The following is a 16,808-nucleotide window of genomic DNA, read 5'->3' on the forward strand; positions in this document are numbered from 1 at the left end:
GCGTTTTAAAATTTCTGTAGGCAGCTTGTCGATCTTTGCTTTCCCCATCCGACTAACTAACGTGAGTTAATCACTGCTACCTTTACTGCAGCATCAACTGGCTGTGGCGGGGTATTGTCAATTTTAGGAGCAACACGATGAAATTTAACCCGGTAGTGCATTTTGAAATTTACGTAGAAAACATGGACCGCGCCAAAGCGTTTTATCAGGCGCTGTTTGATATTAAGCTGGAACCTATGCCATCGCCCACGCCGGAGGTTGAGATGGAAATGTGGTTCTTCCCGATGGATAAGGAAAACGGTATGAGTTATTACGGCGCCGGCGGTAGCCTGGTGAAGATGGATGGTTTTACTCCTGGCGGCGGTGGCACCTTGGTGTATTTTGGCTGCGAGGATTGTGCAGTGCAGGCTGAACGTGCGAAAGCCAATGGCGGCAGTATACAGCAGCCGAAAATGTCTATTGGCGCACATGGTTTTTGCGCCGTGGTGCGCGACTGTGAGGGCAATTTAATCGGCTTGCATTCGATGACATAAGTTAGTAGCGGCTATGGCTACAACCTTGAACTCGCTGCGATTAACCGCTGTTACCGATATTTCCTTAATATCGGCTTCAGCAAGCAGAGATAGCTTATAATCAGCCATCTATTCCCCGACTCACATCATCGAAAATATCCAGAGCGTTTTTGGCAGAATGAGTCCCTGCTGACAATTGTTCAAAGCCCCGTGCAACCTCCTGTCGCAATATCTCCAGCTGTTGTTGCTTTGCTAAATCCTTTTCAAACAGTAACCGCAAGCCATCCCGAATCACTTCACTTGCAGAGGTGTATAAACCAGATGAGATCTTTTCATTGATGCGTTTTTCAAATTCATGACCCAAAGTAATGTTCATAGTCCACTCCTAAAGCTAACTGCGCATTACAGGCATATTATGCGCATAACATGCGCTTATCAACGTGCGGCGAACAGCAAAACACTTTAATTGGCAATTAATAAGCGTTCGATACGCCTTAACTATGACTTTTATTCATGGGTTAATGAAATAATATCATTTTTATTCATGCAGCCCTGGGTGTATAAATTGCACATGGCTTTAAGTCTAGACGTCTAGATGCTTTTATCGGCGGTTAGCACAGGGGATAGCAGAGCATGAACAAAGATTTCAGTTTTACCATTAAACGTATCCGGTTCGATGAACATTATCAGCCGGCGGACAGTACCCGTATCACCACCAACTTCGCTAACCTGGCAAGAGGTGGGTGCCGCCAGCAGAATTTGCGTAACGCTTTAACGATGATTAACAACCGTTTTAATGCGCTGGCGCAATGGGACAACCCCAAAAGCGATCGTTACTCTGTCGAGCTGGATATTATTTCGGTTGATGTGGATATTGACGGCAATGGCGCCGGCTTCCCGTCGATTGAAGTACTAAAAACTAATATTGTTGACCATAAAACCAACGAGCGCATTGAAGGCATAGTGGGCAATAACTTTTCCTCTTATGTGCGCGACTATGATTTTAGCGTATTGCTGCTGGAGCATAATAAGCAGCAAGCGCAATTTAGCATCCCACAGAATTTTGGCGAGCTGCATGGCAAGCTGTTCAAATATTTTGTTAACTCAAATGCTTACAAGCAGCATTTTAACAAGCCGCCGGTTATCTGTCTGAGTGTATCGGATAGTAAAACCTATCAGCGCACGGAAAACCAGCACCCGGTATTGGGGGTGGAATACCTGGCAAACGAATCGTCGTTAACCGAGCAGTATTTTAAAAAGATGGGCTTGCAGGTGCGTTATTTTATGCCGGCAAACAGTGTGGCGCCCTTGGCTTTTCATTTTGTTGGTGACTTACTTAACGATTACACCAACCTTGAGCTGATTAGCACCATCAGCACTATGGAAACCTTTCAAAAGATTTACCGGCCGGAGATTTATAACGCCAATGCGGTAGCAGGCAAAAGCTATAAACCGGATTTAAAAAATCAGGATCATTCCATTACGCAAATTGTGTATGACCGCGAAGAGCGCAGCAAGTTAGCTATAGCGCAGGGCAGGTTTGCTGAAGAGCACTTTATTAAACCGCACCGGGCAACGCTGGAACAATGGTCGGCTAACTACGCTTAATTAATCATCCGGATAACAGAATTTATTATGAACAAGCATTTATTACAAAAAGTACTATTACCGACATCAACTGCCGGCAGTTTACCTAAACCATCCTGGCTGGCAGAGCCGGAAACACTTTGGTCACCGTGGAAATTACAGGGTGACGAACTGGCTGATGGCAAACAGGATGCACTGCGGCTGTCATTGCAACAGCAGCATCTGGCCGGCATTGATATTGTCAGCGATGGCGAGCAAACGCGGCAGCACTTTGTCACCACCTTTATAGAGCACTTAAGCGGCGTGGATTTTAACCAGCGTAAAACGGTCAGAATTCGTAACCGCTATGATGCCAGTGTGCCAACAGTGGTAGGCCCGGTGTCGCGGCCAAAGCCGGTATTTGTTGAAGACGCTAAGTTTTTACGCGCGCAAACCACGCAGCCGATAAAGTGGGCCTTGCCGGGCCCGATGACGATGATCGACACGCTTTATGATGACCATTATAAAAGCCGCGAGAAACTGGCCTGGGAATTTGCCAAAATACTGAACCAGGAAGCAAAAGACTTAGAAGCCGCAGGTGTTGATATTATCCAGTTTGATGAGCCGGCTTTTAACGTGTTTTTTGACGAGGTCAATGAGTGGGGCATTAAGTGTTTAGAGCGCGCCATCGAAGGGCTTAAATGCGAAACCGCAGTACATATTTGCTATGGCTATGGCATTAAAGCCAATACCGATTGGAAAAAAACCTTGGGCTCTGAGTGGCGCCAATACGAAGCGGTATTCCCCAAATTGCAACAATCCAATATCGATATTATATCGCTGGAGTGTCATAACTCGCATGTGCCGCTTGAGCTACTTGAGCTTATCCGCGGTAAAAAAGTGATGGTAGGCGCCATTGATGTGGCAACCGATAGCATAGAAACACCAGAGCAAGTAGCGGCAACGTTGAGAAAAGCGCTGCAATATGTCGATGCCGACAAGCTTTACCCTTGCACTAACTGTGGTATGGCGCCGTTATCCCGTGACGTTGCTACCGGCAAGCTAAATGCCTTAGCAGCAGGGGCGCAAATTGTGCGCAATGAATTGCTGGCCAGGTAACTAACGGCTGTTACAAAAACAGCGTTGGCTTTTTGTCGGTTGCTGCCGTTAGCTGATATTGCTGTACGGCATCTACTGTGTGCTTTTCACGTTCTTTAGCTTCGCGATTGCGGTTGGCTTGCTGAAGTAAGCCTTCAAGCGCTTTGCCGAATGCTTCCAGTTTGGCGTCCAGTACGGCTATTTTACCGTCGCGCTCCGGGCTTTGCGGTTGCTGTTGCAGGGCTTCTTTTTCGGCCTGAGCTTCTTCTATTTTCGCTTTTAATTCATCGTACTTTTGTTTATCCAGGCCGATGCGGTTAGCTAGCATTTGATCCATTAGCTGAGTTAAAAAAGCCTCTTGCTGCTTGCTGGTTTCATCCTGCTGCTGTGCTTGTGGTGTTGCCGGTTTTGTTGCTGCGGTTGTGGCAATACCGGCAATTTCTTGCCGTTGTGCATTGTTGTCGGCATTTTCTGTTTCTGGTTTTAGCAGCTGATACTGCAACTGGTAGTTATTAATACTAAGGCCTGACACTGTCATTTGCTGTGCTCCGCAATCGGTAGAGTTTTTACCTGTACCGAAATAAAGCAGAAACTGTGCCAGTTGCTAAGCTTAGCGCTGTACCAACCGTGTTATAAACGATTTTGGCCGTTGTTTAACAGAGGATGCTGCCATATCAGCGCACGAATATAGCTTTGGCGAGCAGTAATCTGTTAACATTTGTTCAAAGCATAGGCAGTAAAGGACAACGATGTTGGAATGGTTACGTCAGTGGTTTGAGCATCCGGCCGACCCTTTGCTGCTTGCCGGCAGTTATGACCCCAGCCTGGTGCTGCTGTCTTTTCTGATTGCGGTATTTTCTTCTGCCATTGCCATTCATATTACCGCCCAGGCTATCAGTGTTAAGAAAAAAAGCCTGCGCCTGCTGATGCTGGGCAGCGGCAGTATTGCGCTGGGTGGCGGTGTTTGGTCGATGCATTTTATCGGTATGCTGGCGTTTGCCTTGTGTACCGGTGTCAGTTATCAGCCCGGTTTAACCTTATTGTCTATGATCCCCAGTATTGCGGCGTCGTGGGTAGCGCTTGATCTGATCAGTAAAAAACAGCTGCGTAGCTTACAACTGCTGAGTGGCGGCGTACTGGTGGGGGCCGGTATTGGTACCATGCATTATATGGGCATGGCAGCCATGCAAATGTCGGTTGCGCTGCGCTACGACTTGCCGATGTTTTTGTTGTCTATTCTGGTGGCGGTAGTGCTGGCCATTATTGCGCTGTGGGTTCGCTTTGGCTTACGGCGCTTTAATCTGGCGCCGCACTGGCTTACGTTGTTAAGCAGCATGGTGATGGGCGCGGCGATCAGCGGTATGCATTATACCGGTATGGCTGCGGCCCGTTTTGTACCGCCGCCAGGCTTTACGGCTATGAGCGATAACAACGATATTTCCTGGCAGCTGGCGCTGGCGGTCGCTTTTATAACGCTGATAATCACCGGCCTGGTGGTGACAGTGAATTTGCTGTTTAAATACCGCGAGCTAAACCAGCAGGTAAATGCCAAAGAATCTCTGGCCAAAGAAAATGAAGCCAAATTCCGCTCATTAATTAACAATATTCCCGGTGCGGCTTACCGTTGTTTGCATAATGAAAACTGGGACATGTTGTTTGTCAGCGATGCCGTTGAGTTGCTGTCAGGTTATCCGGCCAGCGATTTTATGTTGCCGTTGCCACGGCGCAGCTGGTCTGATTTAGTACACCCGGCCGATAAAGCTACCACCACCCAGTTGGACTTGTATCAGGGGGGCTTTACGCTGGAATACCGCATCCGCCATCAGGATGGCAGCTGGCGCTGGATTTTAGAACACGGTGAAGCAATAAAATCAGACAATGGTGATATTATCTGGTTAGACGGCTTTTTAATGGATATCAGCGCGCGTAAACAGATGGAGCAAGAGCTGGTATTGGCCAAAGACACAGCAGAGCAGGCGGCTGAGTCCCGTACGGCATTTTTGGCTAATATGAGCCATGAAATCCGCACGCCAATGAACGCCATCATTGGTTTTAGCGATTTAATGTTGTCGGCAGATTTACCCCCACAGCAACATAAGCACCTGCAAACTATTCACAGTGCTGCGCGCTCTTTGCTACACCTGCTAAACGATATTCTTGACAGCGCCAAACTGGAAAAAGGCAAGCTGGAACTTGAGTATAAAGATTTCTCCTTACCGGCCTTGCTGGATACCGTGGTGTCTACCTTATGGCTGCAGGCCCGCAAAAAACAGCTGCAACTTACGCTGGAGCTGGACCCTGCGGCAGGCGAGTTTTACTACGGTGCGCCAGACCGGTTGCGACAGGTGCTGACTAATCTGCTGGGTAATGCGATTAAATTTACTGAGCAAGGCAGTGTCAGGGTAAAAGTACAGCTAACTGCAACAGCAGAACTGACATTCAGCATTGTTGATACCGGTATTGGTATTTCACCGCAGCGTTTGCCGTACATTTTTGATGCTTTTACCCAGGCCGATGCGTCAATGAGTCGCCGCTTCGGTGGTACCGGGCTTGGCACCACGATCAGTAAACAGTTAGTCGAGCTAATGGGCGGCCAGATTAGCGTACAAAGCACCGAAGGCGTAGGTAGCTGTTTTAGCTTTACTGTGCCGCTGCAACCGGGTGCGGCCCTGGTGCCACACAATACTGACCAGGCGCTGGCGCTACCGCCGTTATCTGTGCTGATAACCGATGACATAGCGCAAAATCTGGAACTATTGCAGCTGATGCTGGAGCGTGCCGGGCATACGGTGGTTGCGGTGGCTGACGGTGAACAAGCCGTAGGCGCAGTGCAACAGCAGCATTTTGATGTGGTACTGATGGATATTCAGATGCCGGTAATGGATGGCCTGGAAGCTTGCCGCCAGATCCGCCAATGGGAAGAGGCACAGCAGCTTAAGCCGCTGCCGGTTATTGCCTTAACCGCCAGTGTACTGGATGAAGACAAGGTCGCCGCCAAAGAGGCCGGTATGCAGGGCTTTGCCAGCAAGCCGGTTGATTTTGCCGCGCTAAGTAATGAAATAGCGCGGGTGCTGCAGCTGAGTGCCGGCACAACGGCTGCTATCGCAGCGGCAGAGCCTGCGCCACTGCAAGTGCTGAATATGACAAAAGCGCTACAATTGTGGGGCTCGGTAGCTCATTATCAGCCGCAGCTTGAGCAATTTTTGCACCAGCAACAGCCGGTACTGGTAAAAGCGGCCGGGTATCTGCAGGCCGGGCAACTTGATGAGTTGCAAAAAGCGGCACACGCCATTAAAGGCGTAAGTGGCAACCTGGCATTAGAACAATTGAGTAAGTTGTGTGGTGAGTTAGAACAGGCCGCCCGGCAGCAACAGCATGAGCGGGCAGGCAAAACTTTACAACAGGTTATGCAAAACTGGCCGCAATACCAGGCGGCATGTCAGCAGTTGCAACAGCAGGCCGGTAACGGTGTGGCGAAAACTCTGCAGCAGTTTGATGACAACGCACTGGCAGCGTTGCTTACTCCCCTGCACCTTGCTCTGCAGCGCCACGAGCTGGACGACAATGTACTAAAACAGCTGGAAATATACAGCGGAACGCACGAGGCGCTGATCTTATCGCTGCTGGATGCAGTAAATGATTTTGACTTTGCCCATGCTTTAGCGGTACTGGAGCAACTGCAACAGCATATCAACACAGGACAACACTGATGGCCGACAAGCAAATGTTGCTACTGGTAGATGATGAGCCAACCAACTTGCGGGTGCTGCGCACTATATTGCAGGACGACTATCGCCTGCTGTTTGCCAAAAGTGGTGAAGAGGCGCTGCAGTTAGTGCAACAGCAGCAGCCGGATCTGATTTTGCTGGATGTTATGATGCCGGGGATGACCGGCTACGATGTGTGTGCCCGCTTAAAAGCCAGCCCGGCGACCCAGCGGCTGCCGGTTATTTTTGTTACTGCGTTAAAAGATGAGATAGACGAAACCAAAGGCTTTGCGGTTGGGGCGGTTGATTACATTACCAAGCCGGTATCACCTGCTGTAGTGAGGGCCAGGGTTAAAACCCATTTGTCGCTGGTACGCGCCGACGAGCTGAAACAAACCCGGCTGCAGGTTATTCAGCGCCTGGGCCGGGCGGCAGAATATAAAGATAACGAAACCGGTTTACATGTAATGCGTATGAGCCATTACGCCCAGTTTCTGGCACTGGCATATGGTTTATCTGCGCATCAGGCAGAAGACTTACTGCACGCCGCGCCAATGCATGATATTGGCAAAATAGGCATTGCGGACAGTATTTTACTTAAGCCCGGTAAGCTTACTGCAGAAGAGTATCAGCAGATGCAGCAACACCCGCTGATAGGCGCAGAAATTATCGGCGAATGTGATTCTGATCTGCTGCGCATGGCAAAAGTGGTAGCGCTGTATCATCACGAAAAATGGGATGGCAGCGGTTATCCACATGGCCTGGCGGGTGAGGCTATTCCGCTTGAAGCCCGTATTGTGGCAGTGTCAGATGTATTTGATGCGCTAACCAGTGCGCGGCCGTATAAACAAGCCTGGGGTATTGAAGAAACACTGCAGTATATGCGGGCGCAAAAAGGCCTGCATTTTGAGCCCCGGCTGGTAGATTTGCTGGAGCAACACCTGCCTGACATTCTGGCTATCCGCCAACGTTGGGCCGAATAACCAGCTGCTTGCTGATTGCCGGAGCACTTCGCTGTCGTAAATCATTAATTTTACTGTAAGAAAACCATCATATAGCTGCTGTAGTGTAGCGGCGTTCCTGATGGCAGGATGCAGTGCCACGGTTTTTACCTGAGTTGCTGTGGCTCAGGAGCACTTATTAGCAAATCCGATAATAACCGTGCGCGCCAGGCCGGGTTGCTGTTATAGCGACCGGGTCAGCGATAGCTATTAGCAGTGGGTACACACATGCAGTCCTCTTTTAAACACAACGACATCAGCAAATTACAACAAAAACCATTAAGCCGTGCAGTACAGCAGATTTTAATCGGTGCTGCGCTAATTGCCACTGCAACGCCAGTGCTGGCGCAAACTGCAGATAACAGCGCAGAGCAAGCTGTTGAGGTTATTTCGGTTACCGGCAGTTATAGCCGCAGCCTGGAAAAAGCGGTCGATCTGAAAAAAACCAATATTGGTTTTTCTGATTCTATCGTTGCTACCGATGTAGCGGATTTTCCTGAACAAAACCTGGCTGAAGCCCTGCAGCGTATGCCTGGCGTTACCATAGAGCGCAATAAAGGCCTGGGCAGTAAAATTAACGTGCGCAGCCTGCCAAGTGAATTTACCCATGTGTCGATAAACAACCTGGCGACAGCATCAGGCAGTGGTGGCCGCGATGTGGAATTTGATATTTTCGCCTCGGAAATTATTCAAAGCGTTACCGTGCAAAAATCACCGACAGCCGCTGATGAAGAGGGCGGTATTGCCGGTTCGGTAATGATCTCTACCGCGCGGCCGTTTGATTACACTGAGCGCAAACTGATCGTGTCAGCAGAAGGCGCGCATAACTCTATTTCAGAGGAAATTGATCCTAAGTTTTCCTTTTTAGCCAGTGATACCTTTGGTGACTGGGGCGCTTTGGTATCGTTTTCTAAAGCTAGCCGTACTAACAGAACCGACGCTAACTCGGGCATTAACTTTCGGCCTATGGGGCGCTTTTTAGAAGCGACAGGCACGCGCTCTGATCAAGCTGCTGCCGTGCTGGAGCGTGATGCCGGTATAGTGGTGAGCGACCGCAAAGATAAAAACGAAACCAGCCGGATTATTTTTCAGGATAAAGTAGGCGACCGGTTGTACCTGAATGATCAGGATAAATGGGGCGCTACCGCATCGCTGCAGTATAAGCCAGGCAATGATTTCAGCCTGACCTTTGATGCGATGAAAGGCGGCTACGATGTAACAGAAGATGAGTATGACGCCGCGGCTTATTCGGCATCCAGCCGCAGCACGCTGGAAACAATTCACGATTACGACGACACCACGCTGGCCCAATACGGCATAGTGGTGCTGACCGATGTGTCTTACACGGCTACGCAGCATGAGTTTTTAAGCAAACAGCGTATTAACGAAACCGATTACTCGCAGTACAGCCTGGCGCTGGACTGGCAAACCAACGGCTGGGATATCAACGGCCTGTTAGGTTTTTCCGGTGCAGAAAAAGCACGTGATTACGCCAACCTGAAACACGTGGCCTATGCGCCTTCACGTACGCGCTGGACAGCGGCGGGCGGTGAAACGATAGTTAGCGATAACCCGGCCAGTATTGATATGTATAACTCGCCGCAAAGCTACCTGTTTGAGGCATACGAAACCGAGCTGGAAAGTGTTACTGACGATAAATATGCCGCCCAGCTAGATTTTAAAAAGTCGCTTGAGCTGTCGTTTATGCCAGCGCTGAGCAGTGTGCAGTTTGGTGTGCGTTACACCGATAAATCAAAAGAGCGCCAGTTTGGCGGCGCTAAAATTCAGGGCCCGGCTAACGGGGACTCGTCCTGGGTAAATACCCGCACTCTGGCCGACAGCGAGCTGCAATGGGTAACGGATATAGTGCCAGGCGGTGCTTACAAAGCTAAAGATCTGAACTGGATGCAGGTAGCGAACGATTACGCCCGCAACACCTTTCGCTATGCCGGTTTTAGCACGCCGTTTAACGAAGGCGATTACTACCGCGTAGATGAAGAAGTGCTTAGCCTGTATGCCATGGCAAACCTGGACTTTGATCTGGCTGGTATGCCGGTAACACTGAACGCCGGTGTGCGGGCAGTAGATACCTCGGTATTGTCTTTTGGTTACCACCAGGTGCAAAACGACGATGGCTCTAACGGTTATACCGATACGCCTATTTCGAAAGATGGCAGCTACAACGACGTGCTACCCAGCCTGAATATGACCATGGAGCTGGCCGACGGCGTTTTATTACGTGCTGCAGCGTCAGAAACGCTGATGCGCCCGGCACTGGGTGATATTGCTTATAAGCGCTCGGTTAGCTGGAGTGAATTCCGCTTTAAAGACGGCAACCCGGATCTTAAACCGACTACAGCCAAGCAGTGGGAAGCCGGTGTGGAATGGTATCTGGAAAACGGTGGTATTCTGGCGGCGTCTTACTTCTGGAAAGAAATTGACGGTGTAGTACGTGAAGCCCTGACCGGTGTGGTAGAAGATGTAGAAAAACTGAATGCTAACGGTACTTTAGATGGTTACTATGATTTTGAAGTATTCCAGCCGGTAAATGCACAAGGCTCGTATAAAGTAACCGGGCTGGAGCTGATTGCCCAACTGCCGCTAAGCGCGCTGCATCCGGCACTGGAAGGTTTTGGTATTAACAGCAACTACACCATGCTGGATAACTCTTTAACCGGCGCGTCTGATTTGGATATTCCCACCCCGCCGGAAGGTCTGGCCGATACAACCTACAACTTTACGCTGTATTATGAGAATGACCGCTTCGATACCCGCATTTCTTATAACTACAAAGACAAGTACGTAGAATATATCCACCTGAATATGTACCCGGTATACCGTGATGCTTATGGCCAGGTCGATATCGCTATTGGTTATAACCTTACCGACAATATCAAGCTGAGCTTAAAAGGAATTAACATTACCGACGAAGAAGCGACCGGCTATACATTAAGCCCATTGTTCCCGGTGATGAATGAGTTCTCCGGCCGCCGAATCAGTTTAGGCATCCGCGCGGATTTCTAACCGCCTAAAAGCACCGCAGCGCTGTAACTTTGCATGTTACAGCGTTGGCGGTACACTGTTTTTATGTTTTAGTAGCAGTTGGCAAAAGTATGCAGTTTAAGCATTTCTCCGGTTTTTCTCTGGCCGCAAGCATTGTACTGGCTATCAGCGCCTGTTCGTCGCCGCCAGCCTCAATACCCGCTTTAACATCAGTATCAACATCAGTCACATCTATTGAGTTAGCCACCGGCCAAGAGCTGCAAATCGCTTTTATGCCGGATATTCATTTTCACGATATTTACGCCAGTTTCAGCGATGGCGCCTTTGCCGGTTTACCTAACAGCCAAAGCGGTAAAAATGCCACTATCCGCAGCATGGCGGCACAGCTTAAATCTACCCGGTTATTTAACGAAAACTACTTTGCCTTGCTGGCCGCACTGGACGATGCCGCCGCGCGCGGTGTTAAGCTGATAGCGTTGCCGGGCGATTTTAGCGATGACGGCCAGCCGCTACATATCCGTGGCCTGGCGGCTATTTTGCAGCATTACAGCGACACTTACGGCATGCAGTTTTTTGCCGCGCCCGGTAACCATGATCCGGTACGGCCCTTTACCCGCCCGGCCGGTAAAAGCGATTATTTAGGCGTTAATGGTTACGAGCAACCCATCTACAGCCCCGGCAGTGATGCATGCAGCGGTAAATTACCAGCGGTACAAAGCCACAGCAAACTCAGCACCATTTGCAGCGAAGAAGTAAAAGAGCTGGGCTATCAAGAGATTATGGCGCAGCTGGCCCCGTTTGGTTTTTACCCGCAGCCGGGGTATATCTATTGGGAAACGCCGTACAGCGATTATACTGCACATAACTACAGCGCTAACCTCGCCAAAGAACAAGCTAGCTACACGCAGCGGCAATATGAAATATGCCTGCAAGGCACCGGCGGGCGTTATAAACAACCCGGTTATAGCCAGTGCAGTATGGTGCCTGACAGCAGTTATCTGGTAGAGCCGGTGGCCGGTTTATGGTTGCTGGCGATAGATGCCAACGTTTATTTGCCGCAGGCCGGTGGCAACGGTTATGCCGGGGCCGGTAATGCCGGTTACAACCGTATGTTCAGCCATAAAACCCAGGTAACCGACTGGATAACACAAGTAGTGGAGCGCGCTGAGCAAACCGGTAAAACCTTAATCGCTTTTAGTCATTACCCGATGACCGAGTTTTACAATGGCCAGTCGGATGCGATAGCCGCACAGTTTGGCGCCGACAGTTTTCAGCTGGCGCGCCGCCCCGCTGACAAGGTTAGCCAGTTACTGGCTGCTACCGGCTTAAAACTGCATATCGGCGGCCATATGCATATCAATGACACGGGTGTTAGCCGAAGTGCAGATGGTAAGGTGCTGGTAAATGTGCAGGCACCGTCGCTGGCCGCTTATGTACCGGCGTATAAGCTGGTGAGCATAAAACCACAGCAAAAAGTTGAAGTACAAACGGTGGTGTTGAATGATATACCGCGTTATAACGAGCTATTTGAGCATTACCAGCAAGAGCACAGCACGCTGACAGAGCAGGGCGCGCCGTTGTGGAACAAGGCGATTTTAACGGCAAACAACTACCGCGAATTTACCAACTGGCACCTTAGTGAATTAACCCGGCAACGCTTTTTACCACAAGACTGGCCAGCGCCGCTGCGCGATAGTTTGCTGGCATTAAATGGCCGGCAAATGCTGGTGTTATCACAACTGCAAAGCCCACAGCCTTTAGCACAATTATTGGCAGAGCTACCAACCTTGCAGCAAAGCCCAAACTGGCAGCAAGCGGCAACAGCAGCTGACGCTCTGATAGCTGAGAGCGGCTTTGATACTGAGGATTTTGCCAACTGGAGTGGCTTTGATTTAGCGCTGGATTTTTACCGCCTGCGCAATGCCGGCAGTCTGGCGTTGCAGGATATCAGCCCGCAGCGACTGGCACAGTACCAACTGCTTACACGTTTACTGGCGGCGAAAGCCGAAACCGGCCACGATAGCTTTGCCCGGCAGTTTGGCGGCGTGTTTCAGCTGTTACAAGCTTTTAGCCATGGTGAAAACGATATGCGCTTTATGCTGGATTTAACCAACGGCTTAATTACTGAACTTAATCAGTAATTAAGCTTAGTTTTTAAACCTGTTCAGCCATTCTGGCTGGTATGAGCTTTTTTATTTTTACCTGCCCCCTGATCAAAAGCAAACATAGAGTCGTATTGGTAGCTCACGGCGCGCTGAAATCATGTTGTTTGTATTTCGACCAACATTCGGTGGTTTGTATTAGAGCACGCTGCTTAAATCGGGAACATCATGTTTAATAAACAGTTAAAAGCTCAGTTGTTGTCTGCACAAACGGATTTGGCATATAAAACCGCAGTAATCGCTGCAGTACGCAATAGTGTTGCTCTGGTCGAATTTAGCGCCGACGGCGTTATTCAGGATGCCAACCCGCTGTTTCTTAGTGTCGTTGGGTATTCGCTTGAGCAGATCAAAGGACAGCATCATTCGATGTTCTGTGAAAGCGCTTATGCCAACAGTGGCGAGTACAGAGCATTTTGGCAGTCTTTAGGCCGTGGCGAGGCTAAACACGGTACCTTTTTGCGTAAAACCAACGGTGGTAAAAAAATATGGCTGGAGGCCACCTATTTCCCGGTGCGTGACGACAATGGCAAAGTGCGCTCGGTAATGAAAATAGCTTACGATGTTACCCGGCAAACACAGGAAGCTGACGAGCAAAAAGCGATCTATGCCTCGATAGATCAGGCCATGGCGGTGATTGAATTTATGCCAGATGGTCACATTGTTAATGCTAATAAAAATTTTCTGCAGACTATGGGTTATACGCTGGAACAAATTCAGCATAAACATCACCGTATGTTTTGTGACGACAGTTTCTACCGTGAAAACCCCGACTTCTGGAGTAAGCTGGCGCAGGGTAAAGTCAGCTCCGGTAAGTTTAAGCGGGTTGACGCCCGCGGTAATGAAGTATGGCTGGAGGCAACCTACAACCCGGTATTGGATGCACAGGGCAAGGTGCACAAAGTTATTAAGTTTTCTACGTTGATCACCAACCGGGTAATGCAGGCCATGCGCACCCGCGAAGCTGCCCGCATAGCCCATGAAACCGCGACAGAAACTTTTAATGTGGCAGAGCAGGGTAAATTGCATATTGCCTCGTCTAGCGCGCTGGCAACAGAAATTTCTGCCACTGTGCTGCAAACCGACAGCGTGATCCAAAGCCTGAACGAACAGGCAAAAGAAATTGCCAATATGGTAAGCATTATCCGCAGCGTGGCAGAGCAAACTAACCTTTTGGCATTAAATGCAGCTATTGAAGCCGCCAGAGCCGGCGAAGCAGGCCGCGGTTTTGCCGTGGTAGCCGACGAAGTAAGGCAACTGGCATCCAGAACCAGCCAGGCCACCAGTGATATCTCCAGTGTTGTCAGCAGAAACCTTGACGTTACGCAAAATGTACAGCAAGCCATTAATTCTATCGATGGTTTAAGTAAGCAAAACGGCGATAAAATCAAGCAGCTGTCGGCGATAATTGACGATATCGAACGTGGTGCACAGCGGGTAGTGGAATCGGTATCCGCTATTCAGTAACCAGCTTCAACGATGTCGTTTTGCTTATTAGCCTGCATCAGCTGTTACCGCTAGTGTTTGCTCCAGCGTTGCTGATTGCTCAGCCAGCTCAAGCAGCCACATTACGTTACAGGCTTGTTGTGGAGTTACCGGGTTTGGGCCCTGGCCGTTTATGGCAGCAACAATGGCTGCGTAATAATGCTGATAACAGCCTACTGCTGTGCTGTAGGGGGTGACGTGATCTGCCTGATACAGCAAGCCGGGTTGCGTTTCGATGCCCCAGCCGGTATCTGCGGGTGTTAAGCCTTGCTTTAGCTGCTCTTCCTGAATATCCAGACCAAACTTTTGCCAGTTACCCTGTTGAGCCTGCAGCGTAAAGCGCGCCGATGGCGCGGCGGCCAGCATAGAGGCGCCAAGGGTTACGCTAAAGTGGCCGTAATCCAGCAGCACCGAAAACCAGTCGGTGGCTGTGGCATCTGGCCGTAGGGTTTTTAAGCTGGCAGTAATGCTGTGTGGCAGACCAAATAACACCAGGCTTTGGTCCAACAGGTGCGGGCCTAAATCAAACCATAAGCCGGCGCCTGGCCCGGCTTGTTCACGCCAGCGCTGGCGTACCTGTGGCCGGAAACGGTCAAAGCGTGATTCTAAATGCGCCACCTGGCCCAACTGCCCGCTGTTTAGCAGGTGCTGCAGGCTGAGAAAGTCGGCATCAAAGCGGCGGTTATGAAATACCGATAACAATAGTTTTTGCTCTGTAGCCAGCGCTGTTAAAGCCTTGGCTTCTTTAAGGGTAAGCGCAAAGGGCTTATCTACCACTACATGCTTACCGGCGCGAAGTGCCAGTTCGGCTAAAGGTGCATGGCTATCGTTCGGGCTGGCAATAACCACCAGATCAATATCTGCCAGTTGCACGGCGGCCGTGTAATCGGCCAGTACCGTAATATCGGCGCCCAGCTGTTGCTTAACCTGTGCCGCCTGCGATGACGCGACATGCGTCAGCTGAAGGCCTGTAGTTGAGCGCAGTAGCGGCGCGTGAAAGGTTTTACCGGCATAACCGTAACCTACCAGCAGGGTACGCAGTTCTGCAGCCATTAGCATTTGCTCCGACACTTATAAACTAAGGCACTTACTTTGCGAAAATAACCGCCGCAGTGCAACTTAAATCAAAAGCGCAACTGAAAATTGGTACAACCAAAATCACAAGCCTAACTTTACCGGTGTATATGTTTTATATATACTTCGTATATTCAGGCTTAGTAGCGGAGTATCACCTTGGGTATCGTTAAAATTGCAGATGAACTGCATGAAGAAATTCGTAAAGCCAGCGGCGCTATGTCGCGCTCTATCAATGCACAGGCTGAATTTTGGTTGAAAATGGGCATGCTGGCCGAGCTGCACCCAACACATAATTATCAGCAGTTGGTGCAGATGCTGCTGCAACAGGCAGAGTTTAAACTGGCAGGAGGTGCAGATGAGCGCCGTTCAGCTTAAAACTGCCGCCGAGCTGGCGCTGCAGCGTGAAGCCGGCCGTTTACTGACTCAGGTATTTGCTATGTTGGACCAAAGCATTGTGGCGGGTATGTCGACCTTGCAGATCAATGATTTGGCAGAGCGCTATATTGTTGATGAACTACAAGCGCGCCCGGCCAGCAAAGGCCAGTATGGTTTTGCTTATGTACTGAATACGTCGGTTAACGATGTGGTGTGTCATGGCGTGCCATCAGCTACGCAGGTGCTGAAAGACGGTGATATCGTTAATGTGGACATTACGCTGGAAAAACATGGCTTTATTGCTGACTCCAGCAAAATGTATGGCATTGGCGAGCTGAGCTTTCTGGCGCGTCAGTTAATAGACGACTGCTACAGCGCGCTATGGCTTGGCATTAAGGCGGTAAAACCCGGCGCCCGTTTAGGCGATATCGGCTTTGCTATTGAACAATTTGCCCGCAGCAAAGGTTATAGCGTGGTGCGCGAATATTGCGGCCATGGCATTGGCCGTGAAATGCACGAAGAGCCACAGGTACTGCATTATGGTGCCGCCGGCACTGGTATGCTGTTAAAGCCCGGTATGGTGTTTACCATAGAGCCGATGCTGAACCAGGGCAGTGCTAAAGTTAAAACCAAAAAAGATGGCTGGACAGTAGTAACCCGCGATAAAAAGTTGTCGGCACAGTGGGAGCATACCATTGCGGTAACCGAAAACGGGGTAGAGGTGTTAACGCTGCGACCGGAAGAACAAACCCTGTTGTGTTAATAAACATAAGCAAAACAGCAAAATTGAGCATTTCTTCAAACGGGTACTAATGCTAGCCTGTA

At 49.8% G+C, this 16,808-nt stretch carries 13 protein-coding genes; 10 read left to right on the forward strand and 3 right to left on the reverse strand.

Annotation, left to right across the window (positions count from 1 at the left end; genetic code table 11):
* Nucleotides 1-137 precede the first annotated feature (137 nt).
* Complete coding sequence (locus MJX74_RS18280; protein ID WP_240224451.1) at nt 138-533, forward strand: VOC family protein; 396 nt, start codon at nt 138-140, stop codon at nt 531-533.
* Nucleotides 534-633: 100 nt separating this feature from the next.
* Here MJX74_RS18280 and MJX74_RS18285 read toward each other — a convergent pair whose 3' ends face one another.
* A complete protein-coding gene (locus MJX74_RS18285; protein WP_205311476.1) occupies nt 634-888 on the reverse strand; it encodes a type II toxin-antitoxin system ParD family antitoxin in 255 nt (84 codons plus the stop codon).
* Between the two features lie 257 nt (nt 889-1,145).
* On the opposite strand from MJX74_RS18285, the gene MJX74_RS18290 reads away from it, so the two are divergent.
* Together MJX74_RS18290 and MJX74_RS18295 are read left to right on the forward strand one after the other, a co-directional pair.
* Nucleotides 1,146-2,120, forward strand: coding sequence for a DUF1852 domain-containing protein (locus MJX74_RS18290; protein ID WP_240224452.1), 975 nt, complete (start codon nt 1,146-1,148; stop codon nt 2,118-2,120).
* 27 nt (nt 2,121-2,147) lie between these two features.
* Nucleotides 2,148-3,197 (forward strand): methionine synthase, encoded by a 1,050-nt coding sequence (locus MJX74_RS18295; protein ID WP_240224453.1) that lies wholly within the window; start codon nt 2,148-2,150, stop codon nt 3,195-3,197.
* A 10-nt stretch (nt 3,198-3,207) separates the two neighbouring features.
* On the opposite strand, the gene MJX74_RS18300 is transcribed toward MJX74_RS18295, so the two are convergent.
* Complete coding sequence (locus MJX74_RS18300; RefSeq protein WP_240224454.1) at nt 3,208-3,714, reverse strand: hypothetical protein; 507 nt, start codon at nt 3,712-3,714, stop codon at nt 3,208-3,210.
* A gap of 211 nt (nt 3,715-3,925) precedes the next feature.
* On the opposite strand from MJX74_RS18300, the gene MJX74_RS18305 reads away from it, so the two are divergent.
* From MJX74_RS18305 to MJX74_RS22020, 5 genes are all read left to right on the forward strand, one after another.
* Nucleotides 3,926-6,886: an MHYT domain-containing protein gene (locus MJX74_RS18305; protein WP_240224455.1), complete on the forward strand. Its 2,961-nt coding sequence runs from the start codon at nt 3,926-3,928 to the stop codon at nt 6,884-6,886.
* The gene (locus MJX74_RS18310; protein ID WP_240224456.1) at nt 6,886-7,866 is read left to right on the forward strand and encodes a response regulator; all 981 of its coding nucleotides are present in this window, start codon (nt 6,886-6,888) and stop codon (nt 7,864-7,866) included. Before MJX74_RS18305 ends, MJX74_RS18310 begins: the two co-directional genes overlap by 1 nt.
* 246 nt (nt 7,867-8,112) lie before the next feature.
* Nucleotides 8,113-10,908, forward strand: coding sequence for a TonB-dependent receptor (locus MJX74_RS18315; protein ID WP_240224457.1), 2,796 nt, complete (start codon nt 8,113-8,115; stop codon nt 10,906-10,908).
* 89 nt (nt 10,909-10,997) lie between these two features.
* Nucleotides 10,998-13,028 (forward strand): metallophosphoesterase, encoded by a 2,031-nt coding sequence (locus tag MJX74_RS18320; protein ID WP_240224458.1) that lies wholly within the window; start codon nt 10,998-11,000, stop codon nt 13,026-13,028.
* Between the two features lie 189 nt (nt 13,029-13,217).
* Nucleotides 13,218-14,513: a methyl-accepting chemotaxis protein gene (locus MJX74_RS22020; protein WP_275692852.1), complete on the forward strand. Its 1,296-nt coding sequence runs from the start codon at nt 13,218-13,220 to the stop codon at nt 14,511-14,513.
* Nucleotides 14,514-14,540: 27 nt separating this feature from the next.
* Here the strand turns inward: MJX74_RS22020 and MJX74_RS18335 are convergent, their stop codons facing one another.
* Entirely contained in the window at nt 14,541-15,584 is a 1,044-nt protein-coding gene (locus tag MJX74_RS18335) for an oxidoreductase (RefSeq protein WP_240224459.1), read from the reverse strand.
* Between the two features lie 180 nt (nt 15,585-15,764).
* On the opposite strand from MJX74_RS18335, the gene MJX74_RS18340 reads away from it, so the two are divergent.
* Both MJX74_RS18340 and map read left to right on the forward strand, forming a co-directional pair.
* A complete protein-coding gene (locus MJX74_RS18340) occupies nt 15,765-15,983 on the forward strand; it encodes a ParD-like family protein (RefSeq protein WP_240224460.1) in 219 nt (72 codons plus the stop codon).
* Nucleotides 15,964-16,746, forward strand: coding sequence for a type I methionyl aminopeptidase (gene map / locus MJX74_RS18345; protein WP_240224461.1), 783 nt, complete (start codon nt 15,964-15,966; stop codon nt 16,744-16,746). Before MJX74_RS18340 ends, map begins: the two co-directional genes overlap by 20 nt.
* Nucleotides 16,747-16,808: the final 62 nt, after the last annotated feature.

The sequence above is a fragment of the Rheinheimera hassiensis genome (assembly GCF_022436675.1).
GTDB classification, from domain to species: domain Bacteria; phylum Pseudomonadota; class Gammaproteobacteria; order Enterobacterales; family Alteromonadaceae; genus Alishewanella; species Alishewanella hassiensis.